This is a genomic window from Proteiniphilum sp. X52 (assembly GCF_003712195.1).
GTDB lineage: Bacteria > Bacteroidota > Bacteroidia > Bacteroidales > Dysgonomonadaceae > Proteiniphilum.
Genome location: NZ_RDSD01000023.1, coordinates 21,011 through 44,938, shown reverse-complemented (window position 1 = coordinate 44,938; position 23,928 = coordinate 21,011). Strand labels below are relative to the sequence as shown.

Annotated in this window: 22 protein-coding genes; 14 read left to right on the top strand and 8 right to left on the bottom strand. The window is 41.6% G+C overall.

Features of this window, described 5'->3' with window-relative positions; all coding sequences use genetic code 11:
- Positions 1-28: 28 nt before the first annotated feature.
- The 11 genes from D7D25_RS14825 to D7D25_RS14775 all read left to right on the top strand — a co-directional run bounded on the left by D7D25_RS14825 (position 29) and on the right by D7D25_RS14775 (position 9,861).
- Positions 29-499 carry a hypothetical protein gene (locus D7D25_RS14825; RefSeq protein WP_092121584.1) on the top strand — a complete coding sequence of 157 codons (471 nt, stop codon included), beginning with the start codon at positions 29-31 and terminating at the stop codon, positions 497-499.
- Between the two features lie 185 nt (positions 500-684).
- Positions 685-2,049: a retropepsin-like aspartic protease gene (locus tag D7D25_RS14820; protein ID WP_019541188.1), complete on the top strand. Its 1,365-nt coding sequence runs from the start codon at positions 685-687 to the stop codon at positions 2,047-2,049.
- A 19-nt stretch (positions 2,050-2,068) separates the two neighbouring features.
- Positions 2,069-3,271, top strand: a complete 1,203-nt coding sequence (locus tag D7D25_RS14815) for a 6-bladed beta-propeller (protein WP_019541187.1) — start codon at positions 2,069-2,071, stop codon at positions 3,269-3,271.
- Positions 3,258-3,740, top strand: a complete 483-nt coding sequence (locus D7D25_RS14810) for a DUF1573 domain-containing protein (RefSeq protein ID WP_019541186.1) — start codon at positions 3,258-3,260, stop codon at positions 3,738-3,740. Before D7D25_RS14815 ends, D7D25_RS14810 begins: the two co-directional genes overlap by 14 nt.
- Positions 3,700-5,220, top strand: a complete 1,521-nt coding sequence (locus D7D25_RS14805) for a hypothetical protein (protein WP_019541185.1) — start codon at positions 3,700-3,702, stop codon at positions 5,218-5,220. The genes D7D25_RS14810 and D7D25_RS14805 overlap by 41 nt, the downstream gene beginning before the upstream one ends.
- A complete protein-coding gene (locus tag D7D25_RS14800) occupies positions 5,217-6,098 on the top strand; it encodes a UbiA prenyltransferase family protein (RefSeq protein WP_081624415.1) in 882 nt (293 codons plus the stop codon). Before D7D25_RS14805 ends, D7D25_RS14800 begins: the two co-directional genes overlap by 4 nt.
- On the top strand, positions 6,082-7,395 hold the full coding sequence (locus D7D25_RS14795) for an FAD-binding oxidoreductase (RefSeq protein ID WP_019541181.1): 1,314 nt from the start codon (positions 6,082-6,084) through the stop codon (positions 7,393-7,395). Before D7D25_RS14800 ends, D7D25_RS14795 begins: the two co-directional genes overlap by 17 nt.
- Before the next feature lie 33 nt (positions 7,396-7,428).
- Positions 7,429-8,169 (top strand): SDR family oxidoreductase, encoded by a 741-nt coding sequence (locus D7D25_RS14790; RefSeq protein ID WP_019541180.1) that lies wholly within the window; start codon positions 7,429-7,431, stop codon positions 8,167-8,169.
- 9 nt (positions 8,170-8,178) lie between these two features.
- Positions 8,179-8,832 carry an HAD-IB family phosphatase gene (locus D7D25_RS14785; RefSeq protein ID WP_019541179.1) on the top strand — a complete coding sequence of 218 codons (654 nt, stop codon included), beginning with the start codon at positions 8,179-8,181 and terminating at the stop codon, positions 8,830-8,832.
- Positions 8,810-9,475: a signal peptidase I gene (gene lepB, locus D7D25_RS14780; protein ID WP_313382153.1), complete on the top strand. Its 666-nt coding sequence runs from the start codon at positions 8,810-8,812 to the stop codon at positions 9,473-9,475. Before D7D25_RS14785 ends, lepB begins: the two co-directional genes overlap by 23 nt.
- Positions 9,445-9,861: a GtrA family protein gene (locus tag D7D25_RS14775; protein ID WP_019541177.1), complete on the top strand. Its 417-nt coding sequence runs from the start codon at positions 9,445-9,447 to the stop codon at positions 9,859-9,861. The genes lepB and D7D25_RS14775 overlap by 31 nt, the downstream gene beginning before the upstream one ends.
- 3 nt (positions 9,862-9,864) lie before the next feature.
- Here D7D25_RS14775 and D7D25_RS14770 read toward each other — a convergent pair whose 3' ends face one another.
- Entirely contained in the window at positions 9,865-10,725 is an 861-nt protein-coding gene (locus D7D25_RS14770; RefSeq protein ID WP_019541176.1) for a glucose 1-dehydrogenase, read from the bottom strand.
- 171 nt (positions 10,726-10,896) lie between these two features.
- A complete protein-coding gene (locus D7D25_RS14765) occupies positions 10,897-11,781 on the bottom strand; it encodes an alpha/beta hydrolase (RefSeq protein WP_122969709.1) in 885 nt (294 codons plus the stop codon).
- A gap of 232 nt (positions 11,782-12,013) precedes the next feature.
- Between D7D25_RS14765 and rlmN the strand changes: the two genes are divergently transcribed.
- From rlmN to pdxA, 3 genes are all read left to right on the top strand, one after another.
- Positions 12,014-13,042, top strand: a complete 1,029-nt coding sequence (gene rlmN / locus D7D25_RS14760; RefSeq protein ID WP_122969708.1) for a 23S rRNA (adenine(2503)-C(2))-methyltransferase RlmN — start codon at positions 12,014-12,016, stop codon at positions 13,040-13,042.
- Between the two features lie 207 nt (positions 13,043-13,249).
- Positions 13,250-14,251: a DUF4837 family protein gene (locus D7D25_RS14755; RefSeq protein WP_122969707.1), complete on the top strand. Its 1,002-nt coding sequence runs from the start codon at positions 13,250-13,252 to the stop codon at positions 14,249-14,251.
- A 59-nt stretch (positions 14,252-14,310) separates the two neighbouring features.
- Positions 14,311-15,408, top strand: coding sequence for a 4-hydroxythreonine-4-phosphate dehydrogenase PdxA (gene pdxA, locus D7D25_RS14750; RefSeq protein WP_122969706.1), 1,098 nt, complete (start codon positions 14,311-14,313; stop codon positions 15,406-15,408).
- Between the two features lie 65 nt (positions 15,409-15,473).
- On the opposite strand, the gene ilvC is transcribed toward pdxA, so the two are convergent.
- The 6 genes from ilvC to D7D25_RS14720 all read right to left on the bottom strand — a co-directional run bounded on the left by ilvC (position 15,474) and on the right by D7D25_RS14720 (position 23,903).
- A complete protein-coding gene (gene ilvC, locus D7D25_RS14745) occupies positions 15,474-16,520 on the bottom strand; it encodes a ketol-acid reductoisomerase (RefSeq protein ID WP_122969705.1) in 1,047 nt (348 codons plus the stop codon).
- Positions 16,521-16,689: 169 nt separating this feature from the next.
- A complete protein-coding gene (gene ilvN, locus D7D25_RS14740; protein WP_122969704.1) occupies positions 16,690-17,274 on the bottom strand; it encodes an acetolactate synthase small subunit in 585 nt (194 codons plus the stop codon).
- 84 nt (positions 17,275-17,358) lie between these two features.
- Complete coding sequence (ilvB, locus tag D7D25_RS14735; protein WP_370453860.1) at positions 17,359-19,113, bottom strand: biosynthetic-type acetolactate synthase large subunit; 1,755 nt, start codon at positions 19,111-19,113, stop codon at positions 17,359-17,361.
- Between the two features lie 45 nt (positions 19,114-19,158).
- Positions 19,159-21,003 carry a dihydroxy-acid dehydratase gene (ilvD, locus tag D7D25_RS14730; protein ID WP_122969703.1) on the bottom strand — a complete coding sequence of 615 codons (1,845 nt, stop codon included), beginning with the start codon at positions 21,001-21,003 and terminating at the stop codon, positions 19,159-19,161.
- 105 nt (positions 21,004-21,108) lie between these two features.
- Complete coding sequence (gene leuB / locus D7D25_RS14725) at positions 21,109-22,185, bottom strand: 3-isopropylmalate dehydrogenase (RefSeq protein WP_122969702.1); 1,077 nt, start codon at positions 22,183-22,185, stop codon at positions 21,109-21,111.
- Between the two features lie 158 nt (positions 22,186-22,343).
- Complete coding sequence (locus tag D7D25_RS14720) at positions 22,344-23,903, bottom strand: alpha-isopropylmalate synthase regulatory domain-containing protein (protein ID WP_185140269.1); 1,560 nt, start codon at positions 23,901-23,903, stop codon at positions 22,344-22,346.
- Positions 23,904-23,928 lie beyond the last annotated feature (25 nt).

Sequence of the window (23,928 nt, the reverse complement as noted above, 5' to 3'; positions counted from 1 at the left end):
TCAATTAATAATCAAATAATTAACAGAAATGAAAAAGATTTACTTAACAATTTTAGGCATAGCAACCTTACTGTTTGCGCTTACGCTGAACTTCAAACATGCACTGGATGACTACGGAATAGTAGACAATAAATTGCATGTGGAAGTATTGGCTCAGTCGAATGGTTCAGGTGGAGGAGATAGTTCTGGAGGTGGTGGCAGTTCTGGAGGTGGCAGTTCCGGAGGTGGCAGTTCTGGTGGTAGCAGTTCTGGTGGTAGCAGTTCTGGCGGTAGCAGTTCCAATCCTTCTTCCAATAATAGTAAAATAGTCTGGACGTTAACTGGGTCATCAACAGTTAAAGAAGACAGTTATGGAGCTTATATTGAATTTGGAGGGAGTAAAAAATATGGTAGCTATACAGTTGGAGCATCCGCTAAAATTTCAGTAGCCTCATGTTCTTATTCTTTTAATTCAAACTGTGATTGGTCCATTTCAGGTACAATTAAAGTAACATTTTAACAAATTTATTCAGGTATTTTTATACTTAAGAGAATAAAGACGATCTTGTAATATATAATTACAAAACAGCAAAATGAGGCAAGGAATGTAAATACTAGAAATCTAAATATTTCCATAACGTTTACCTAAAAGTTCTATTTGCATTTTCCTTGCCTCATTTTTAAGATAATCAATCCAACAATGTTATGAAAAGTAAGATTAATAAAAAAGTAATGATATTTTCTATAATTATATTATTTTTTGAGCATTTAAATGCTCAAAAATATGATATCTTTATCCACGAATTGTTAAAACAAAATAACTGGTTTGCTCTAGAGAAAGAATATCCTCAAATACAAGACAGTATTAAAACGCCTGAACTTAAGTGGCTTACAGAATCCTTGTTAAATATCAAATTTAATCAAAACGAGGCCGCGATTTCATCAATTGATACCCTTCTACATAAATACCAACAAAATATCGGTTTTACTAATAGTGTAGAATTATTTCGATATAAAATATCTTTATTGGCTTATCAGGGTGAGTACGGCTTTATAGCTGGTGAATTGAAAAATTTTATAGACCAAGTTTCTGAAAATTTGCCTCAAGAAGAATTAAAAAAATTTGAAGAAATGTATAATTTTTATAATTCACTACGTAATGAGGAGAAAACCCAAGTAATAAAGCCGGAAAAAAATATTGAAATTCCCTTCGGCACAATAGAAATGGATTTTACTTCTCGAAAAGATGAAGACACAATTCACGACATGACAAGTGCTCTAGGAGTAGTGAAAATTTTTATACAAGGAAAAGAATATGTCTTCATTCTAGATACGGGATATGAAACAACTTGCATTTTTAATAATACTTCAAAAAATATAAATTTACATTACCTGAATGATTCGATAAATATATCAGGTACAGGGATAAGCCAGGGAAATTTAGCAATATTAGATAATATCTCATTGGGAGAAGTAACTCTTTATAATCTATTGATTGTAGTCAGTGATAATTTTTTGGAAAAATCCGGTATTTTCAGAAATGAAAATATAAATGACTATATTGATGGAGTTTTAGGAATAGATTTTATAAAAAGAATAGGAGAGATACAATTATATCCCTCCGACAAGAAGATAATAATCCCTCAGAAAGAAAGCGAATTACCTATTTCAGGCCGGAATATTATACTCGACGAAAGAAATAATATTATCGTTAAAGCCTTTAGTGAAGATGATCTTATTACATTTCATCTTGACACGGGAAATAGTAATAGTCATATGTTCAAATCCTATTATTTAAAAAATAGAAATGAAATAGAAACAACGTTAGAGAAAAAACTCACTTATTCCTTCGGAGTAGGAGCCATTAAGTCCGATACTATTTATCAAATGCCTTCACTTGCATTATTAATTGGTGAAACATTTTTCTCTCTTAAAAATATCCCCATTTATACTGTAGACTATTTTATGGAAGATCCCTCTGCTGATGGCTCTTTAGGAACGGATTTCATTAATAAATTTAGTAAGATCACATTGAATCTGAATAAAATGTTTATTCAATTAAAAAAATAACAAATATAAATCTTTGAAAATGAAAAAATATATTCTCATTCTTATACTAAACGGATTGATTTTGTCTTGTAATCCCAAACAAGAAAGGCAATCTATTGATTTGATCATTGATATTGAAGAACTTGAAGAAATTAAAATCACCCCCGGTAATTTTATAAAAAATTCCACTTATATTCAATTAGAGACTAACGAAAATTGTTTAATTGGAAACAATATTGAAAAATTGGTTGTCAAAGATAATCAAATATTTATTTTAGATTCTAATAATAAGATATTTGTATTTGATACAAATGGCACTTTTTTAAATACGATTGGAGAAAAAGGTGGAGGCCCAAATGAGCAATTAAGCATTGTTAGTTTTTACGTACACCCAATTAAAAAATATATAGCAATTTTTGATATTCTTAGACAAACTGTCTTCAAATACTCCTATAATGGGATATTACTTGATAAAATTAAGTACGATAACTCGATCTCTGAATTCTATGATGTAGACCTACTGAGCGATGAGAACAAATTAGTACTCACAACCTACAACGAGCCAAGAAATAAATATGAATACTTACTGGTAGATGAAGAAAACATGAAATTGGAAAGGAAAGTTTTCCCCTATCTAGCTACTAATAACGTTTCAATGAAATATGGCTTTCCTAGGGTCACAATGGTTCAAGACACCTGTTTTATTCTTACACAATATTCAGACATTGTTCAAAAATATCATAATAATAACATTAACCCATATCTATTAGTGAGTACTCATTTGAAACAGATTAATAAAAATACAAAATTTTCAGGTAGAAACGAAACAGGAACAATATTGGATTTCGATAGTAATTTAAAGAAAGATAATTATTCATTAGGATTAGAACAGATATTATCTACAGATGAATATTTATACCTATTATACAATAATTATCATAAAAATAAGATTTATCACATATTTAGAGATTTACAATATAACCAAAACTTTTCAATAACTTTAGATAAAGAATTTTATAAATATCCCATAGCTGACATAGTTTCTTTTGGAAACTTTAAAGCCAGTACAAATAAATATTTCGTCGCAGTTTTTATGCTAAGAGATGGTTTTAAAGAAGTTAACGAAGATATAATAAGTGAGAATGAATCAATAAAAGAGATTCGTTCGGAATTTGAGGAAGATGGTAATCCAATAATCGTATTTATCAACATACAACAAATAGTACAAGATGCAAGAAAATAAACACAAAATATATAAGTGCTTTCTAATATTATCAGTTATTTGTATTACGATTTCAGGATGTAATTCGAGAAAAACGAATGTTCTCCAAATAGAAATACCAACAGAAGTAGATTTTGGAAAAATAATTACATCTCGAAATAAAAAAAATAAGTTTGACATAGATATTCCGTTAAAAAATTTAAGTGAAAACAAAATACAGGTAGCACAAATTCAAACCAGTTGTAAGTGCCTTATCAGTAAGATTTCTAACACTCCGTTTATTTTAGAGCCTAAAGAAAGTTCTGTGATTAAATTAAATTTCACCCCAACAGAGTTGGATTACGGTTATATCGAGAGGGTGGTGTTTATATATTTTTACGGGTATGAATCTCCGATCTTAGTAACTATCAAGGGTATTGTGAGTAACGATGAAGTCAATTTTAGTATATATGGTACAAAATCTAAAAAAGAACCAGATAACGTATATTAAATCTTTTAATATATATATCATTATAGTCATATACACCTTATCTATTTTCTATAGTAACGGCTTCCATCATCCCGATGAACATTTCCAGTTAATTGAATTTGCCGGATTAAAAGCGGGATGGAATACCGGTTATGATTTGGCATGGGAATATGATTCACAAATTCGTTCGTCATTACAACCGTATATTGCTCTATGTATTTTTTACTTCTTTTCTTTATTTAATCTGAATAACCCGTATGTTTTGGCAATGATATTAAGAGGAATAACAGCAATTTTATCTGTTTTTTCCATTTCCTTTTTTATCCGTTGTTTCAGGCCTACTATAGAAAGAAGGTTCTATACGGTCTTTTCCTTTTTATCTTTTGTACTATGGTTTCTTCCCTCAATTAATGTGCGTTTCTCATCTGAAGTATGGGCTGGTTTATGTCTCTTAGTTTCTGTAGGTTTAATCCAATTAAATAGACATACCAACATTTATTTTTTTCTTATAGGCGTATTATTCGGATTAAGCTTTGAATTTCGTTTCCAGATGGGACTTTGTGTAACAGGTCTACTATTATGGTTATTATTAATTAAAAAAATCAGATTCAGGGATCTTTTCTTTGTCCTGGGTGGGCTATTTACAATTGTATTCTTATGTACCCTGTTAGATACAATTTATTATGGAGAATTTGTTTTTGCACCTTATAATTATTTTAAGGTTGATCTTATTGACAATGTAGTAAACTTTTATGGATTAGAGCCCTGGTATTATTATATTCAGAAAATTGTAACAGCGCCTACATTAATTATTGGTATTTCCATTTTGTTTTCTCTGATTTACTTATTATTTTATGATTATAAAAATATTATTCTGTGGTGCATTTTACCATATTTGGTAATTCACTCTTTCATAGGCCATAAAGAAATTCGGTATTTTTTCCCGATAATTAATTTTGCCCCCATCTTACTTATCTGGACTTATCAGAGAATAATATATAAAATCAAGAAAAGATATTTCCAAGTTATGTTCCACTCATTTATTTTCGCAGTGATAATAGTAAATGCGGGGGGATTATTTATGATCTTCAAACCCGCAGGTAGCGGGGCTGTAAATTTAGCTGAATATATCCAGAAAACTTATTATAAGGGTAATCCAATAGATATTTACAGTACCTATTATGGACCGTATTCTATCGGGAATGCCAAAGGCTGGATTCAAAGATTCTATATGGATGATGAAGTAAACCTTCATTTTATTGATACAGAGTTTCTGAATGATATACCGGATAATGCAATAGTGACTATTCCAAAAGGATATTTTCATGAACGCGAACTTCTTGAAACATCCGGATATAAAATTGAACATGAAAGTATCCCAACTTGGATGAGCTTTTTTAACAAACTATATAAAGTGTATGATGAAAATTCTGTATTGCTCTTATACACTCCCAATCCGTTTATAACAGATTACGAAAAAATCAGTTACATATTACCATGAAAACTATTTCCCAATTTCTTAAATTAATAAGGGTAGATCATTGGATTAAAAATGGAATGATATTTATTCCGGCTTTTTTTTCCGGCAGAATTTTCGATCTTCCGTTAAACACAATATATGATTTATTCATTCTTTTTTCCTCTTTTTGTTTGGCCTGCTCCATCATATATATTGTCAATGACGTTCTGGATGTTGAAAAGGATAAATACCATCCAATAAAATTCACAAGACCGCTGGCAAGCGGCTTTTTCACTAAAAAGCAAACCTTAATTATCGCTTTTATTTTATTGATCATATTCATTTCGTTATTTCCTTATCTGAAATCTTCCGGCTTATATGTAATATTATATATAGCATTAAATTTATCATATTCTGTATCGTTAAAAAAAATCCCAATCGTCGATGTATCATGCATAGGTCTTGGATACATTTTAAGAATAAAAAGCGGCGGGGTTATGAGTGACATATTTGTCAGTCATTGGATACTGATTATTGTATTTTTCCTCACCGTATCTATTGCTTTTGCCAAACGAAGAGATGATCTTATATTATCGCAAAAGTATATATACCGGGACGTACAAAAAGAATATAATATAGTTTTTATGGATGTGGCCGAAACAATCGGTTTTTCTGTCACTCTTATTACATATATCCTCTATACGGTTTCTGAGGATGTGATTGAAAGAATAGGTTCGAATAAATTATACCTTACGTCTATCCCTGTCTTTATAGGCATTATGCGTTATATACAGCTTTCCATAGTTGAAAGAAAATCGGGTTGTCCTATGAATATTCTAATGAAAGATTTATATTTAAAGATTGTAATTATTATCTGGTTTTTTATCTTTACGATTATTTTATATGGAAAAAATTTGTAATTGGGGATTATACCCTTGTATTAAAACAAACTTGATAGAGCGAAAGGATTATGACGATTTATATGAAATAATCGTCAATAGCAACAACTTGATAGCAAGAGGTAATGGGCGTTGTTATGGGGATAGTTCTCTTAATAAGGATCATATTATTTCAACTTTAAGGTTTAATAAAGTTATCTCTTTCGACTCTGAAAATGGCATTATAAAAGCAGAATCAGGTATTTTAATAAAAGACCTTTTGGAATTAATCGTACCTGAAGGTTTTTTTCTTGCTGTAACACCTGGGACTAAATACGTTACATTAGGAGGAGCCGTAGCATCAAATGTACATGGAAAGAATCATCATAAGGAAGGCGCATTTTCATCTTACATAGAGAATATAGAACTGATTAATGCAAAAGGGGAATTAATAGAATGTTCTAGAAATCGCAATACCCAATTGTTCTCAAATACAATTGGAGGAATGGGGCTGACAGGAATTATTGTATCCGTCACTTTAAAACTTAGGAAAATAGAGACAGCTTATCTAAAACAAAAATCTATAAAAATAAAAGGAGTGGATGAACTATTGGATAAATTAGAAGAATATAATTTTTATACTTATTCTGTAGCTTGGCTTAATTGCAACTCGATGAAAAATTCAACCAGAAAATCTATCCTTTTGTTGGGAGAACATGCTCTGTTAAAGGATTTACCTGTGGATAAAAAAAATAATCCATTAAAAGTACAGAGATCTAACCCGTTAATAAATGTGCCTTTCACGTTTCCTTCGTTTATATTAAATAAACAGTTTATAAGCAATTGGAACTCCATATATTATAATAAACAAATAAAGAAAGAAAGTAATTTTTTAATTCACTATAATAGTTTTTTTTATCCCTTGGATAGTATCAGCAATTGGAATAGGGTGTATGGCAAAAAAGGATTCACTCAATTCCAATTTGTAATTCCATTTACAAAGGGTAAGGAAGGCATAAAAAATATCATCGATAAAATTGTAAGTTCATCTTGTTTTTCTCCATTGGCTATTCTTAAAATTATGGGAGATAAATGCGAGTATGCAGCACCTATTTCGTTCCCAATGCCAGGCTATACATTAGCCCTTGATTTTAAATTAAATCGTCAAAATATTGATTTAATCAATCAGCTACACACACTGGTACTCAAATACGAAGGGAAAATATACTTAACAAAAGATCTTCTAATCCCAAAAAATCTGTTTAAAGAAATGTACAATACTGATTTTACTCATCCTAATAAATTTCAATCTCTCCAGTCTACAAGACTAGATATATAGAAGATACAGTAATAATATAAAATCTTTGATGAAATGGCCAATAAAACCTGTTTGATTCTTGGTTCAAATTCGGATTTGGGTGAAGCTATTGCATATAAATTTGCAAAAGAGGGATTCGACATCCAATTAGCTGCCAGAAAAATTACAGATTATCAGCAAAGATTGTCGGCTGATATTTCAATTAAAAATGATGTCAAAACTTTTAATCTCTTATTCGATGGAAATGAATTTGAGAATCACATGGAGTTTGTAAAATCACTGCCTATGTTTCCTGATGTTGTTGTTTCTGTCTTTGGATATTTAGGGGATCATAATAAAGCTTTAGGCAATTTTAACGAATCATTAGCTATAATTAATAATAACTATGTAGCTCATGTTTCCATTTTAAATATACTGGCAAATATAATGGAAGACGACCATGCTGGTACAATCATAGGAATCTCTTCTGTTGCCGGTGAAAGAGGGAGAGGGAATAATTATATTTATGGGAGTGCTAAAGCTGGATTTACAGCATATTTAAGTGGATTGAGAAATAGGCTTTCTAAATCACACGTGAATATAATAACTGTAATACCAGGATATATAGACACTAAGATGATTTCTCATTTAAAAACTCCTTCTATTTTAACAGCACAACCGTCGACAGTTGCAAAAACCATATACATTGCTTACAAAAGGAAGAAAGAAAAAATTTATGTATTAGGAATCTGGAAGATGATCACTTGTATAATAAAATTGATTCCTGAGAAAATATTTAAAAAATTAAGTTTATAATGATAATCTATGAAAGGTATTGCTGTTTTTGATATGGATGGTACTATAACTTTCAAAAATACATTTTTTGAATTTATAAAATTCTGTGAAGGTAGTCATTTTTATAAGGGAATATTGAGTTTAATACCATTTACGTTGTTATATTTTTTTAGAATATATCCTAATTTTAAATTGAAAGAACGCTTATTTTCCTTTTTTTTTAAGAATAAACCAGAATCATATTTGATTAAAAAAGGAAATGAATTTTGTGAGAAGAAGTTGCCATATATTTGTCGAAGAGATGCAATTAAACTTATAGAATGGCATAAAAAAAGGAATGATAGAATCATTATATTGACAGCATCTTCTTCGATTTGGTTGAAAAAATGGTGCGATATAAACGGGATGGAATTAATAGGAACTATATATGAAATAAAGAATGGGGTTTTCACGGGAAAGATTAAAGGAGGAAATTGTCATGGGCTGAGAAAAAAAAGGATTGTATTAGATTTAATTAAAGAGAAAAATTATACTACTAGCTTCGGATATGGAAATAGTAATTCCGATAACTATTTTTTGGAGTTATTGGAAATACATTATAATGCTAAGTTGACTACAAAGAATGTTTCACATATCTTAAAAATGAATTCCAAATATCTGGATGATGAGAAGAGTTATTCATAAATTTGTTCATCTCTTTTTAAGCATATTTTTTATTGCGATTTTAATACGGACTTTTATCGGTGAACCGTGCCGTATTTCCAGTGGTAGTATGGAACCGACTGTTATGGCGGGTGACTGGTTATGGATCGATAAGGTCAGCTATGGCGCTATACTACCTGCCCGCTGGTCTGATATTCCGCTTGTAAACATCTTCACATGGATTCCCTCACTGCGAGAAAAAGATATGGAAACGAATTGGGGATACCATCGGCTAAAGGGATTAAGAATGCCGCAGGAAAACGATCTTATTATTTTTAAAAGTCCTGAAAATAAAGAAGTATTGCTGGTGAAACGAATTTCTCAAATATTGCAAAAAGGGACGGATCTTATTATCAATCCCGATAATTTCATTGATTATAAGGAGATCATTATACGGGAGAATAATACCGTTGAATTGCAGAATAATTCCATATCAATCAATGGAAAACCAATGACTATTTATCGGGTACAAAACAACTACTATTTTGTTTTGGGGGATAATCCGCAAATTTCACGGGATAGCCGTTTCTTCGGTTATGTCAATGAAAAAGAGATCATAGGAAAAGTAAACAGAATCATCTTTTCTCAGGAAAAATGGAAAAAATCTTTTCGGACTTTGAAATAGTCAGTATTTCTGAGTTGTTACTGAAATTTTTGAAATTCGGGGCAGTAGGATTATCAGGAATGATCGTCGATTTTTTCTTTACGTGGCTATGTAAAGAGAAGTTCAAATGGAATAAGTTTCTTTCAAATTCTATCGGCTTCATACTGGCAGCCACCTCCAATTACCTGCTGAACAGAATATGGACTTTTGAAAGCGAGAATCCTGATTTACGAAGCGAGTATCTCTCTTTTATTGTAGTATCCCTGATCGGACTCGGTCTGAATAATTTTTTTCTTTATCTGCTCCACGAGAAAGGTAAGGTGAATTTCTATCTGGCAAAGATGGCTGCCATCACCCTTGTCACACTGTGGAATTTTCTGGCGAACTATTTCTTTACTTTCCGTTAAATATCACGCATTCACAATCTCGCCACCATTCGGATGCAGGCATTGCCCGGTTATGTAAGTCGAGTCGTCGGAGGCCAGAAACAAAAAGCAGGGGGCCACTTCACTGGGTTCTCCGGCTCTGCCCAGGGGCGTATCGCTACCGAATTCAGCAACCCTTTTCTCATCGAATGTCGACACAATCAGCGGCGTCCATATAGGGCCGGGCGCCACGGCATTCACCCGTATTTTTTTCGGGGCCAGACTTTGGGCAAGGCTGCGGGTGAAACTGATGATAGCGCCCTTGGTAGCGGAATAATCAATCAGCTTTCCACTTCCGCGGTAAGCTGTTACGGAACTTGTATTCACAATGGCGCTCCCTTCTTTTAAGTGTCTCAGGGCGTACTTGGTAACCCAAAAGTAAGAGAACACATTGTTAGCAAAAGTGCGCTCCAACTGATCGGTCGATATTTCCTCCAGACTTTCCGTTTCCCAATGCAAGGCTGCGTTGTTTACCAAAATGTCGAGTTTTGAAAATTTATCAATCGTTTTATCGACGGCTTTTTTGCAATTCACTTCCTTGGACAGGTCGCCTCTTATGAGCAGGCACTCCTTCCCCATTTCGCGGATCTCTTTTTGCGTAGCTTTCGCATCGTCCGTTTCGCTCAAATAGGCTATGGCGATATCGGCCCCGTTTGCCGCAAAGAGCAAGGCAGTTGCTTTCCCTATGCCGCTGTCGCCGCCGGTTATGAGGGCAACTTTTCCGTCAAGTTTATTTTGTTGTTTCACAGGTTCGGTATGGGGAACCGGTCTCATTTTCGACTCTTTTCCGGGACGGCGTTGTTTTTGCTCTGGACGTAATTTTTTTTCTTCATTTTGTTTTTGCATAATTCTTATAAGTTTCACCTGCCGGTTGATAATTAATCATCTATAAAACTGTTCCTGAAGAATATTTGTTCTCAGATGCAGACGGTATTATAATTAATTAAGCATTTGTATGGGAAGAAAATTATAATTGTGATTAACGGAAAACAAAGGGTATGCAAAAGGTTTGCTTTTCTACCTGTTCCCGATCATACCGATATCCCGCATCCATGAAAGGACGCGGTGGGGCCATTCATTCACCGTGTGACCGGTATTACGCAAGCCGTAACCATGTCCGCCGGAGGGATATAAATGCATGGCAGCCGGCACTTTCGCTTCTTTGAGCGCATAATAATAAAACAAACTACTATTGATGTAATCCTTGTCGTCCTGAGTCTGGATAAGGATAGTGGGAGGGGTATTGGCATCCACTTTCAGTTCAGGAGCAATCGAAAAATTCTCTCCGGATAAGTAGGCCGGATAGATAAGAATACAGAAATCAGGTCGTAGACTTACATCATCATAAGCGTCGACCTTCGGATAAGTAGGTTCGCCATACGCCGTACTTGCCATTGCCGAGAGATGTGCTCCGGCAGAAAAGCCCATCACCCCGATCCTGCCGGGATCGATATTCCATTCACCTGCATGGGAACGTGTATAGGCAATGGCGCGTTGCAGATCCTGTAAGGGAGCCGTATGTTTTTCCAACCCTTCGCGGCGCGGCACGCGGTACTTCACCAACACACAATTGATGCCAAAACTATTGAAACGCTTACATATCTCCGATCCTTCAAGGTTGTAGGCCAGTATATTATAACCTCCTCCGGGATTCAAAATGATGGTAGCACCGGTATTGTTTCCGGCAGGCGCAGGATAAAAAGTAAGTGTTGGTTCACTCACATTACTGATACGGAGTACAGGGCATCCGGCGACCCTGTTGCCGCTCTGGTCATCCACCTGTTTCATCTTCCGTGATTCACCCGGCGCACCGTCGGGAAACAACAGTACCGGATTATGCTGTGCCATAAGGGTTATCGTCATTACTGAAAATAAGAAAAGTGAGAAAATTGTTCGTTTCATCGTCTTTTTACATGATTTCGTTTCGAGGCAAAGATAGGGATTTTTTGATTCCGAAGATAAAACAAATTCATTTTATATTACGATGATAGAAGAAAAACGGCCGGTTGGTGCTATCTTTGCAGTCTAATTGAAACGAGCATAATAACTGTTCTCACACAAGAACGTGATTAAAAGCGAGTTCTATACGATATATTTGAAAATAAATAGTTTTAATCGTATAAAATTGCAGCAAATGGATCAAAAACAATATCTTCTGGGGATGACGCTTGCCGAGATCACCGAAAACGTTACTGAACTGGGATTACCCAAATTCACAGGGAAGCAGATTGCCGACTGGATGTATGTGAAACGGGTAAAGCGGATCGACGAGATGACCAATATCTCGCTGAAGAACCGGGAACTGCTCTCGGCGAAATTCGACATAGGCAGATCGGAACCATTGGATATACAGACATCGATCGATGGCACCCGCAAAATGCTGTTCAAAACATACAGCGGAAAATTCATAGAGACAGTGACCATCCCCGAAGAGGACCGACTCACCATCTGTGTCTCCTCGCAAGTGGGGTGCCGGATGAACTGCGATTTCTGCATGACGGGAAAGCAGGGGTTCCATGACAACCTTACCGCCACGGAAATATTGAATCAGGTCTACTCGGTACCCAGCTCGGAAGAGATCACCAACCTGGTATTTATGGGAATGGGTGAACCGCTGGATAATTATAAGAATGTAAAGAAAGCCTCGGAATTGCTTCAGGCGGAGTATGGACTGGGTTGGAGCCCCAGGCGGATCACTCTCTCCACTATCGGGTTGACATCAAACCTGAAACGGTTTCTCGAAGAGAGCAAATGCCATCTGGCGGTCAGCCTCCACAACCCGATCCCGGAAGAGCGGCTGGCTATCATGCCGATAGAAAAGTCGGCACCTTCGGCTTCGGTGATCGAAATGCTGCGCGAGTACGACTGGAGCCGACAGAGGAGGCTTTCATTCGAATACATCATGTTCGACGGGGTAAACGATTCGCCGCTTTATGCCCGCGAACTGACCAAGTTACTTGTCGGACTGGATTGCCGCATCAACCTGATCCGGTTCCACGTGATTCCGATGAGCAACCTGAAACCTTCCACCCACGAGAATATGATCAAATTCCGCGATTTCCTTACCGCAAAAGGATTCATCTGCACCATCCGCGCTTCGAGGGGAGAGGATATCTTCGCCGCCTGCGGCATGCTGTCGACAGCGAAGATCACAGATACATAAAAAGACGAGCTATACCGGCATGGGTCCTGGGCAGGAGTTTAACGATTATTTTAGCCCTATCGGTTATATTTCATACAAATAATCGTATATTTGCTTTTCAAACACAACTGACTGATTGTTCGGCCTGGTCGGTTTCCGAAGATATGGCTTGACATGGAGGTCGCTAAAGTTAAAAATGAAATACAAACCTTTTAAAACTACGTCGATATGAAACGATATGCCGTTTTACCCGTTATTCTTGCTTTATTAGCGCTGTTTATATCGTGTGACACCGGAAGTAGTTTTTTCTCCGCTTCGGGAACTACCAACGAGGTGATCGTAATAATGGACGAGAATGCCTGGGAAGGCACTGCCGGAAGGGCCCTCTTCGGCGTGCTCAACTCTAACGTGAAAGCACTACCCCAGGCCGAACCCAACTTCCGGATAATACAACTTTCCCCGGAAAATTTCACCAGCACTTTCAAGATGGCGAGAAACCTGATCATTCCCGAAATATCCAACATATACAGTTTTCCCAAACTTACCGCGGATCTCGACAAATATGCCATGGGACAGGTCATCATGAATATTCATGCTCCCGACACGGCCAGTTTTGTGGAATTCGTAACCGAGAACAAGGAGAGCATAATAGATTATTTCGTCGCCAAAGAACTGGAACGCAACGCGAGATATCTTAAAAATCAGATAAAAGAACCGGTATCACGCGTAAAACAGGTTTTTGGGATCAATATTCATCTCCCGAAAGGATTGCCTAATATTAGTGAGCATGAGAATTTCTACTGGGCGACCAACAATGCGGCGCGAGGGCGCCAGGACATCGTAATATACCAGTTTCCCTATACCACGGAGACCGTCTTCGAGAAAGATTCGCTCATCAATATTCGCAACAGGGTGTTAGGAGAATATATCACAGGATCGTTCGACTCCAGTATGACGACAGCCACAGCATATCCACCCGATTACAGGAAAATGGAAACGGATGGCCTGTTCCGGGCAGAGTTGCGCGGCCTCTGGGAAATGACCACCGACATGATGGGCGGCCCCTTCGTGATGCATGCGTTCGTCAACGAGAACACCGGTATGGTGGTAATCGTGGAAGTATTCGTGTATGCCCCGGAAATGAATAAGCGGAATCTCCTGCGTAATCTGGAATCCACATTATATACCATCAGTATCGCCGACGAAGAGGGAGAAAAAACCAAATCTTAATTGAATTATTTATCACATAGACTTTAATCGCACTTAAGCTCTTTAATCAACATACATACATGTCAGATTTAATCAAGGTGGGCATCACCCATGGCGATGTGAACGGCGTAGGATATGAAATCCTGTTAAAGGCCTTCTCCGATGCCAGAATACTTGAGTTGTTCCACCCAATCGTATACGGATCATCCAAATCGGCCTCCTATCACCGGAAGGTGTTGAACAGCGACGCGATGAATTTTCACATCATTTCCAAAGTCGAGGAATCGCATGAAGGTAAAGTCAATCTTGTCAATTGTGTCAGGGAGGAGATCAAGATAGAGTTGGGATCGGCAAGCACCGATGCGGGAGAGTCGGCTTACACGGCATTAGATGCTGCTTGTCGTGATCTGGCGAACGGCAAGATCGACCTGCTGGTCACCCTTCCCATCAATAAAGACACCATCCAGAATGACCGTTTTCAATTTCCCGGACATACCGAATTTTTAGAGGAACGTTTTGCCTCGAACGGTGAAAAGGCTTTAATGATCATGGCAACAGAAACATTGCGTGTGGCACTGGCCACCACTCATGTACCCTTGGCGGAAGTCGCCTCGAGACTTTCCAGGGAATTGATCATGGAGAAGCTGAGGACACTCGACCACACGTTGAAGCGTGACTTCAGAGTGGAGAATCCCCGTATTGCCGTATTGGGGTTAAACCCGCATGCAGGCGAAAACGGATTGCTGGGAAAAGAGGAAGCAGACATCATTGCCCCTGCCGTGAAAGAGGCACAGGACCAATGGATCCTCTGTGCCGGCCCTTTTGCTGCCGACGGATTCTTCGGCTCGGGACGCTTCAAGGAGTTCGACGCCATCCTGGCGATGTATCACGATCAGGGATTGATCCCTTTCAAGACCCTTGCCATGGATGCGGGCGTCAATTTCACGGCCGGACTACCCATCGTGCGCACCTCGCCCGATCACGGCACCGCTTACGATATCGCAGGAAAGAACTTGGCTTCCGATGAATCGTTCCGTCAGGCGATCTATATGGGTATTGATATTTTCAGGAACCGGCTGGCTTATGATCAAGCCCGTAAGAATCCTCTCAAAAAGATGTTCTTCGACCGGGGCAAGGACGATGAAAAACTCGACCTTACCGGTGAAGAAGAGATATAAACACGAAAAACGCGGTTTTAAAACCGCGTTTTTCGTATCAAGGGGTTCAATATTTACCCTCTATCTCAATTATTCTCCGGACGCAGTTTCCTTACGACGGCTCCGGTTTGCCACATCTCGCTTTCACGAAGGGCTTTCAGTTCTTTTTCCAGCTTTTCCCTGTAATCGGATTGTGAATTGCTGTCGATAGAACGTTGCGCCTCATTGCCACTGGCCACCTCTTTATAGAGTTTTTCAAATACCGGCTTGGTGGCATCATGGAACGGCCCCATCCAGTCAAGGGCGCCGCGCTGTGCGGTAGTGGAACAGTTGGCGTACATCCAGTCCATTCCTTTTTCGGCGAATAAAGGCATCAGCGATTGGGTAAGTTCTTCCACCGTCTCGTTGAATGCTTCCGAAGGCGTATGCCCGTTCTCACGCAACACCTCGTACTGTGCCAGCAACAGGCCCTGAATAGCGCCCATAAGGGTACCGCGCTCGCCGGTCAGATCGGAATATACTTCACGTTTGAAATCGGTTTCAAACAGATAACCTGAACCCACACCTATACCCAGAGCCACCACCCGATCGTATGCCTTGCCCGTGGCATCCTGATAGATAGCATAGCTGGAATTCAGTCCCCGCCCCTCCAGGAACATCTTACGCAGGCTCGTGCCCGATCCTTTGGGAGCTACCAGGATCACATCCACATCTTCGGGCGGAACAATACCGGTGCGATCTTTATAGGTAATGCCAAAGCCGTGTGAGAAATAGAGCGCCTTGCCGGGAGTCAGATGTTTCTTCACGGTGTCCCACAGGGCAATCTGTGCCGCGTCAGATAACAGGTACTGAATAATAGTTCCGCGCCGGCAGGCTTCTTCAATATCAAAGAGCGTCTCACCCGGCACCCAGCCGTCGGCCACCGCCTTATCCCAAGTCTTACTCTCTTTCCGCTGTCCTATGATCACGTTGAAACCGTTATCACGCAGGTTGAGAGATTGTCCGGGGCCTTGCACGCCGTAACCGATCACCGCGATGGTTTCATCTTTCAATACTTCCCGCGCTTTTTCAAGGGGAAATTCTTCGCGGGTGACTACATTTTCCTCAACCCCGCCAAAATTCATTTTTGCCATTTGTTCAATTTTTTATTGTCATGAGTAGGGTATTGTTAGAACTTGGAACTGAGAACTGAGAACTGAGAACTGAGAACTGAGAACTGAGAACTTGGAACTGAGAACTTGGAACTGAGAACTGAAATACCAGCTGAACTCATTGACTGTTTATTTATAATTATTTTCTGTTTTATAGATTTTGCACCAGGTTTTCCGGTTTCCCGATGCCGTTTCGTTGCTGTTCCCATTTGGCCAGCATATCGCTCAGACGTTCCACCTTCGATTTGGTAATGGCAATCCTTCCCGAACGGACGAATTGCAACACACCAATGGTGTCGGCCAGCTCTTCGAAGAGGCCCTGGGTCTCCTCATAATGACCTGCTTTCAAAAAGACCACACAGTCTTTGTTGGCCTCCAGTATGCGGATATTATATTTCCTCACCAGATACTCTATGGAGCCATGTTCCATCACCTTATCGGTGGACAACTTGTAGAGCGCCAACTCCTGATGCACAAGGTCTTCATCGGTGTTGAAATAGGCTTTCAGGATATCCACCCGTTTATCGATCAGGCGCACCAACTTTTTCATCACCTCCTCATCATCCGAAAAAGTGGTAATGGTGAATTTATGTATCCCGCGGATGGCCGAGGGTGAGACTGACAATGTCTCGATATTGAGCTGCCTGCGGGTAAAGATGGTCGCGATCTGGTTGAGCACACCTACCGTATTCTCTGAGAAAATAGTAATGGTATATAATGTTTTATTCCCGTCCATTTTAATTGGTAATTGGTAATTCGTAATTCGTAATCCGTAATTTGTAATTCGTAATTCGTAATTTGTAATTTGTAATTCGTAATTCTACAGCGTGTATCCGTTACCCAAGATAATATTGGTAATATTGCCTCCGGCAGGCACCATCGGATAAACCATCCCTTTGGTTTCCACCACCACTTCGAGCAGGTATGCCCCTTTGTGTTGGAGCATCTCCTGTATGGCGGCATCGAGTTCGGCGCGCTGTGTCACTTTCCGTCCCCTGATATTGTATGCGTCGGCAATCTTGATAAAATCAGGATTTTTAAGGTGTGTTTCCGAATAGCGTTCGTCAAAAAAGAGTTCCTGCCACTGGCGCACCATCCCCAGATAATTATTGTTCAGGAGGATGATCTTCACATCTATACCATATTCCATAATAGTGCCAAACTCCTGGATCGTCATCTGCAGTCCCCCGTCACCCACGAAGATGCAAACCGTTCTGCCGGGTGCGCCATATTTGGCACCGATACCGGCGGGCAGGCCGAATCCCATCGTCCCCAATCCGCCCGATGTAACCATACTGCGCGATTGATTGTATTTGAAATAACGGGTGGCCATCATCTGGTGTTGTCCCACGTCGGTCACGCAAATTGCCTTGTTTTGAGTGGCTTCGGTGACTTTATTCACCACTTCGCCCATCTTTATCTCTCCCCCATTTTCAGGATAGAGCTCATTTTTTATGATGCAATCGTATTCCTTCTGCTCATAGGGTTTGAATTCTTCGAGCCATTCAGGATAGGATTTATTTTCGATCAGCCTGGTTACCATCGGTAACGTCTGTTTAGCGTCGCCCAGTACTTTCACGGTGGTCTTCACGTTCTTGTCCATTTCGGCCAGATCAATATCGAAATGGATCACTTTCGCCTGTTTGGCATAAGTCTTCAGGTCGCCCGTCACCCGATCGTCAAACCGCATGCCGATAGCGATCAACACATCACATTCATTTGTCTTGATATTGGGAGCTACATTCCCGTGCATACCCAGCATACCTTGATTCAGAGGATGATCAGAGGGTATCGCCGATAGTCCCAGGATGGTAGATCCAAAGGGGATACCGCCTTTCTCCAGGAAAGCGCGCAATTCTTCTTCGGCATTCCCGAGGATTACCCCCTGCCCTATCAGGGCAAATGGCTTTTTAGCGCTGTTAATAAGGTCGGCCGCCATCTTTATTTTGTCTTCCTCCACTTCGGGCAGCGGATGATAACTCCGCAAAAAAGTGGTTTTTTGGTAGGCATAATCGCATTTCAGCACCTGTGCGTCTTTTGCGATATCGAGCACCACCGGACCGGGTCGGCCACTGGAAGCGATGTAGAACGCCCTCGATACGGCCCAGGCAATATCCTCGGCACGCCGTACCTGATAAGCCCATTTGGTGATGGGTTGCGTAACACCAATCACATCGGCCTCCTGAAAAGCGTCAGAACCGAGCAGAGTGGAATTGACCTGTCCCGCGATCACCACTAACGGCGTACTATCCATCATCGCATCGGTGATGCCGGTAATCGCGTTGGTTGCCCCCGGGCCGGATGTTACCAGGGCCACCCCCACCTTTTCCGAGACCCTCGCATATCCCTGCGCCGCATGGAGCGCACCCTGTTCATGACGCACCAGTATATGCCTGATCTTGTCTTTATGATCGTACAAAGCATCGAATACAGGCATGATCGCTCCACCGGGATAGCCGAATATGGTATCCACTCCTTCGGCCATCAGTGAGCGAATAAGCACTTCACTCCCCGGAATAGTTTCCGTCTCCACGGAAAGGGATGTAGTTAATGGAGTTTGATTATCTCTGTTCATACACTCTTCTCTTTAAACTTGAACCTAAAATTGTAACTCTTTTTCTCAAATGATTCTTACCGCTCCCAGATCGGCTGAGCTTACAAAAGCGGCGTATGCTTTTAATGCTTTCGAAATCACTCTGTCGCGTTGGGGTTTGAAGGCGTTTTCCCCTTTTTCCTCTTCTTCCCTTCTTCTTTCCTGAAGTTCTTCATCGCTAATTTTCAAGTGGATGGAACGGGCAGGGATATCTATCTCGATGATGTCCCCCTCGCATACCAGCCCGATGTTTCCGCCGGCAGCCGCTTCGGGAGAGATATGTCCGATGGAGAGACCCGAAGTGCCGCCCGAAAAACGGCCGTCGGTGATCAGGGCGCACTTAGTGCCAAGGTGTCTGGCTTTAATGTAAGACGTGGGATAAAGCATCTCCTGCATACCGGGCCCCCCCTTGGGCCCTTCGTACACGATCACCACCACATCGCCCGCCTGCACGTCGCCGTTAAGGATACCGGTACAGGCATCGTCTTGAGAATGGAATACTTTGGCTTTGCCGCTGAATTTCCAGATACGCTCATCCACGCCGGCAGTTTTCACCACACAGCCTTTTTGAGCGATATTCCCTTTCAGGACAGCCAACCCGCCATCTTTGGTATAGGCATGTTCCACGCTGCGGATACATCCCCTCTCCCTGTCGGTATCCAGCTCCTTGAACTGTGCATTCTGTGAAGCCATCACAATATTGTACCGGTTACCGGGAGCGGAAGAATAGATCCTGCATGCCTCGTCACCCGGATTTCCGTTGGTGATATCATATTCTTTTAACGCCTCTTCCAAGGTGCGCCCGTCGGCGCGGTGCACTGAGGTATTCACCAGGCCGGCCTTCGCCAGTTCGTTCATTATACCCATAATACCACCTGCGCGATTCACATCTTGGATATGGTATTTTTTCGAATTGGGTGCCACCTTGCATATACAAGGCACGCGACGCGAAAGGGCATCGATATCATCGAGGGTGAAGTCGATTCCCCCTTCATGGGCAATGGCCAGTGTGTGGAGGATGGTGTTGGTGGAGCCACCCATGGCGATATCAAGCGTCATGGCGTTGAGAAAAGAGTCGCGGGTGGCGATATTCCTTGGCAATACCGAATCATCTCCTTCGAAGTAATAGCTGTAAGCATTTTCCACGATCTGTCGGGCAGCATCGACGAACAGCTGTTTGCGGTTGACGTGCGTGGCCAAAATGGTGCCGTTACCGGGAAGCGCCAGCCCGATCGCCTCATTGAGGCAGTTCATGGAGTTGGCAGTGAACATTCCCGAGCAGGATCCGCAGGTGGGACAAGCCAGTTGTTCGAGTTGGGCTACCCGTTCATCGGAAACCGACTCGTCGGCCGACTCGATCATGGCATCGATCAGGTCGACCTGCTCCTCGCCGATCTTACCCGCCTCCATGGGTCCTCCGGAGACAAAGATAGCCGGGATATTCAAACGCATAGCGGCGATCAGCATCCCGGGCGTGATCTTGTCGCAGTTGCTGATACAGATCATCGCGTCGGCCTTGTGGGCATTGACCATATACTCTACCGAATCGGCGATCAGGTCGCGCGACGGGAGGGAATACAGCATACCGTCATGCCCCATGGCAATGCCGTCGTCCACGGCGATGGTGTTGAACTCAGCGGCAAAACAACCCAGCTTCTCGATCTCGGCCTTTACCATCTGCCCTATTCCATGCAGATGCGTATGGCCGGGGACGAACTGGGTGAAGGAGTTTACGATGGCGATGATCGGTTTCCCCATCTGCTCACGCGTCATCCCGTTGGCATGCCAGAGAGCGCGCGCGCCTGCCATACGGCGTCCCTGCGTACTGGTCGCACTGCGTAAATCGCCCTTATTTATATTTTTGTTATTCATCACTCTTTAAATTTGGGATGTGGATGTGGGATGTGGGACTCACAGTCCTCCTTTCTTCCCCGTTTCCACTCTCCACATTAATCATCAGATCTTCACATCGGCAAATCATCCAATCCACCTTTTCACAAATTGTTCAATCCACTCTCCCACTTCATAGGTTTTATATGCCTTTCCGCCGTCGGCGATATCTTCGGTGACCACTCCTGCTTGGAGGCTCGCATTGACCGCTTCGCGGATAAGCGCTCCTTCTTCCATCAGGTTGAAACCATATTCAAACATCAGGGCGGCAGACAGGATCATAGCCAGCGGGTTAGCGATGTTTTTGCCGGTCGCCTGCGGATAGGATCCGTGGATGGGCTCGAACAGCGATGTATGCAAGCCCACGGATGCCGAAGGGAGTAATCCCAGTGAGCCGGTGATCACGGAGGCTTCGTCGGTGAGGATATCTCCGAACAGGTTTTCGGTCACCATCACATCGAAGCTCCTGGGCCATTGTATGATACGCATGGCGGCATTGTCCACAAAGAGGAAATCGGTTTCAATATCAGGATATTGGGGTGCGATCTCCTGCGCAATCTGGCGCCACAGTCGGGAAGTAGCGATGACGTTGGCCTTGTCGACCACGGTCACTTTTTTACGTCGCTGTGCGGCAAACTTATAGGCCAGATGCAGTACACGTTCAATCTCTTCGCGCGTATAGACGCAGGTGTCATAAGCCGTATCACCATCTTCACTCCTTCCCTGGGGCCGTCCGAAATACATGCCACCCGTAAGCTCGCGGATACAGACAAAATCGGCACCCTCCACCAGATCGGCCCGCAGGGGTGATTTATGGATAAGGGAGGGAAAGGTCATTACGGGCCGGATATTCCCATAGAGTCCCAGTTGCTTTCGCATGCGGAGCAAACCCTGCTCGGGACGCACTTTTGCGTTGGGATCGTTATCGAATTTAGGATGACCGATAGCACCGAACAGCACCGCATCGCTCCGCATACAGAGTTCATGCGTTTCGGCCGGATAAGGGTCCCCGGTCGCATCAATGGCACAGGCGCCCACCATGGCCTCTTTGTAGGTCAAAGTATGGCCGAATTTTTCACAGACGGCCGAAGTTATATTCAACGCCTGTTTCATGATCTCCGGACCTATTCCGTCGCCCGGCAGTACAGCTATGTTTAGTCGCATCTTAATTCAATTACAAATTACAAATTACAAATTACGAATTGTTGATTACCAACACTTGTCCCGATTTACCGGGATTAATCACCTTTCCACTATTCCACTACTCCACTCTCCTACTCTCCTACTCTTCAACTATTCCGCTATTCCACTATTCCGCCTTCCTAGGGTAATCTCATATAATTCATATTGGGAATATTCCCGCTTTCTATCATATTCAACATTTTCACTGTCGCCTTGATGGCTGCTACCGTCTGGTCGATATCGAGGGCGCGGGTTTTGAATATCTTGTCTTCGAACTTCCAGGTGATCACTGTCTGCACATAAGCATTGGTTTTCCCGCCGGGCGGGATTACTACAACGTAGTCAATCAGTTCCGGTGCCGGCTTGTCAAGCTTTCTGTATATCTTGTACATCGCTTTCGAGAAAGCATGGTATTGTCCCTCTCCGGCTGCGGTTTCCTGATAGATCTCTCCTTTTATCGATATTTTCACCGTAGCGGTCGGTCTGAGCCCATCCGTCAGCGTGAGTGAATAGTTAAGCATTTTAATATCCTGATTTTCCATTCCGTTCTTCAACACATCGGAAACGATATAAGGGAGTTCATCGAGGTTGACAATCTCTTTCCTGTCACCCAGTTCGATAATTCGGGCCGTCACCTTGCGTGTCGCCTCATCGTCGAGTTCAATACCCAGGGCTTCCAGATTTTTAATGATATTGGAACGTCCTGCATTTTTCCCCAGCGCATATTCGCGGAAACGGCCGAACCGTTCGGGCATGAGGTTATTGAAATAAAGGTTTTTCTTTTTATCTCCGTCGGCATGAACACCCGCCACCTGAGTGAACACATTGTCACCAATCACCGGCTTATTATTCGGGATACGCACACCGGAGTAGCTCTCCACCACCTTGCTCACGTTGTAGAGTTTCGACTCATCGATGCCGGTACTCAAACCCATATGGTCATGGATAAGCGCCACCACGCTGGTAAGGGGCGCATTGCCGGCACGCTCGCCGAGTCCGTTCACAGTGACATGGATGCCTTTGACTCCCGCTTTGATGGCTTCGTATACATTGGCCACGGCCAGGTCGTAATCGTTGTGGGCATGGAAGTCGAAATGAAGGTCGGGATATCGTGTAATCATTTCCGAACAGAACCGGTGTGTCTCATCGGGATTGAGCACACCCAAGGTATCGGGCAGCATGAAACGGGTGACCGCCTCATCTTTCAACCCATCCATCATTTGGAATACATACTCTTTAGAGTCGCGCATACCGTTGGACCAATCCTCCAGGTAAAGGTTGACCGTCAATCCCATCCGTTGTGCCTGGGCAATAGTCTCCTTCACATCTGTCAGGTGTTCTTGCTGCGATTTAGACAACTGATAGGTGCAATGTTTCAAAGAACCTTTGCAGAGCAGATTTACCACCTTACATCCCGCATTGACAATCCATTCCAAGGAAGTATTGCCATCCACGAAGCCGAGCACCTCGAGTTGGTCGATATAGCCATGCGTTCGCGCCCATTGCGCCATTTTCTTCACGGACTGGAACTCTCCTTGGGAAACCCGCGCGGAAGCAATTTCCACACGGTCCACCTTCAGCTCTTCGAGCAAAAGGCGTACCACGCTCACCTTCTCCTGTGCGGCAAAAGAGACGCCCGAGGTCTGCTCACCATCACGAAGCGTGGTATCCATGATTTCTATTTTCTTCACTCCTCCCAAAACAACCTATATTAATGCGATGATT

Excerpts from the sequence above, each read along its gene's own strand:
- D7D25_RS14805 (WP_019541185.1), top strand. The coding sequence starts at position 3,700 with ATGGTACAAAATCTAAAAAAGAACCAGATAACGTATATTAAATCTTTT.
- D7D25_RS14785 (WP_019541179.1), top strand. The coding sequence starts at position 8,179 with ATGAAAGGTATTGCTGTTTTTGATATGGATGGTACTATAACTTTCAAA.
- ilvC (WP_122969705.1), bottom strand. The coding sequence starts at position 16,520 with ATGGCAAAAATGAATTTTGGCGGGGTTGAGGAAAATGTAGTCACCCGC.
- rlmN (WP_122969708.1), top strand. The coding sequence starts at position 12,014 with ATGGATCAAAAACAATATCTTCTGGGGATGACGCTTGCCGAGATCACC.
- D7D25_RS14770 (WP_019541176.1), bottom strand. The coding sequence starts at position 10,725 with ATGCAAAAACAAAATGAAGAAAAAAAATTACGTCCAGAGCAAAAACAA.
- D7D25_RS14820 (WP_019541188.1), top strand. The coding sequence starts at position 685 with ATGAAAAGTAAGATTAATAAAAAAGTAATGATATTTTCTATAATTATA.
- ilvB (WP_370453860.1), bottom strand. The coding sequence starts at position 19,113 with ATGAACAGAGATAATCAAACTCCATTAACTACATCCCTTTCCGTGGAG.
- D7D25_RS14755 (WP_122969707.1), top strand. The coding sequence starts at position 13,250 with ATGAAACGATATGCCGTTTTACCCGTTATTCTTGCTTTATTAGCGCTG.
- D7D25_RS14790 (WP_019541180.1), top strand. The coding sequence starts at position 7,429 with ATGGCCAATAAAACCTGTTTGATTCTTGGTTCAAATTCGGATTTGGGT.
- leuB (WP_122969702.1), bottom strand. The coding sequence starts at position 22,185 with ATGCGACTAAACATAGCTGTACTGCCGGGCGACGGAATAGGTCCGGAG.
- lepB (WP_313382153.1), top strand. The coding sequence starts at position 8,810 with ATGATGAGAAGAGTTATTCATAAATTTGTTCATCTCTTTTTAAGCATA.
- D7D25_RS14800 (WP_081624415.1), top strand. The coding sequence starts at position 5,217 with ATGAAAACTATTTCCCAATTTCTTAAATTAATAAGGGTAGATCATTGG.
- D7D25_RS14775 (WP_019541177.1), top strand. The coding sequence starts at position 9,445 with ATGGAAAAAATCTTTTCGGACTTTGAAATAGTCAGTATTTCTGAGTTG.
- D7D25_RS14810 (WP_019541186.1), top strand. The coding sequence starts at position 3,258 with ATGCAAGAAAATAAACACAAAATATATAAGTGCTTTCTAATATTATCA.
- D7D25_RS14765 (WP_122969709.1), bottom strand. The coding sequence starts at position 11,781 with ATGAAACGAACAATTTTCTCACTTTTCTTATTTTCAGTAATGACGATA.
- D7D25_RS14795 (WP_019541181.1), top strand. The coding sequence starts at position 6,082 with ATGGAAAAAATTTGTAATTGGGGATTATACCCTTGTATTAAAACAAAC.
- D7D25_RS14815 (WP_019541187.1), top strand. The coding sequence starts at position 2,069 with ATGAAAAAATATATTCTCATTCTTATACTAAACGGATTGATTTTGTCT.
- D7D25_RS14825 (WP_092121584.1), top strand. The coding sequence starts at position 29 with ATGAAAAAGATTTACTTAACAATTTTAGGCATAGCAACCTTACTGTTT.
- ilvD (WP_122969703.1), bottom strand. The coding sequence starts at position 21,003 with ATGAATAACAAAAATATAAATAAGGGCGATTTACGCAGTGCGACCAGT.
- ilvN (WP_122969704.1), bottom strand. The coding sequence starts at position 17,274 with ATGGACGGGAATAAAACATTATATACCATTACTATTTTCTCAGAGAAT.
- pdxA (WP_122969706.1), top strand. The coding sequence starts at position 14,311 with ATGTCAGATTTAATCAAGGTGGGCATCACCCATGGCGATGTGAACGGC.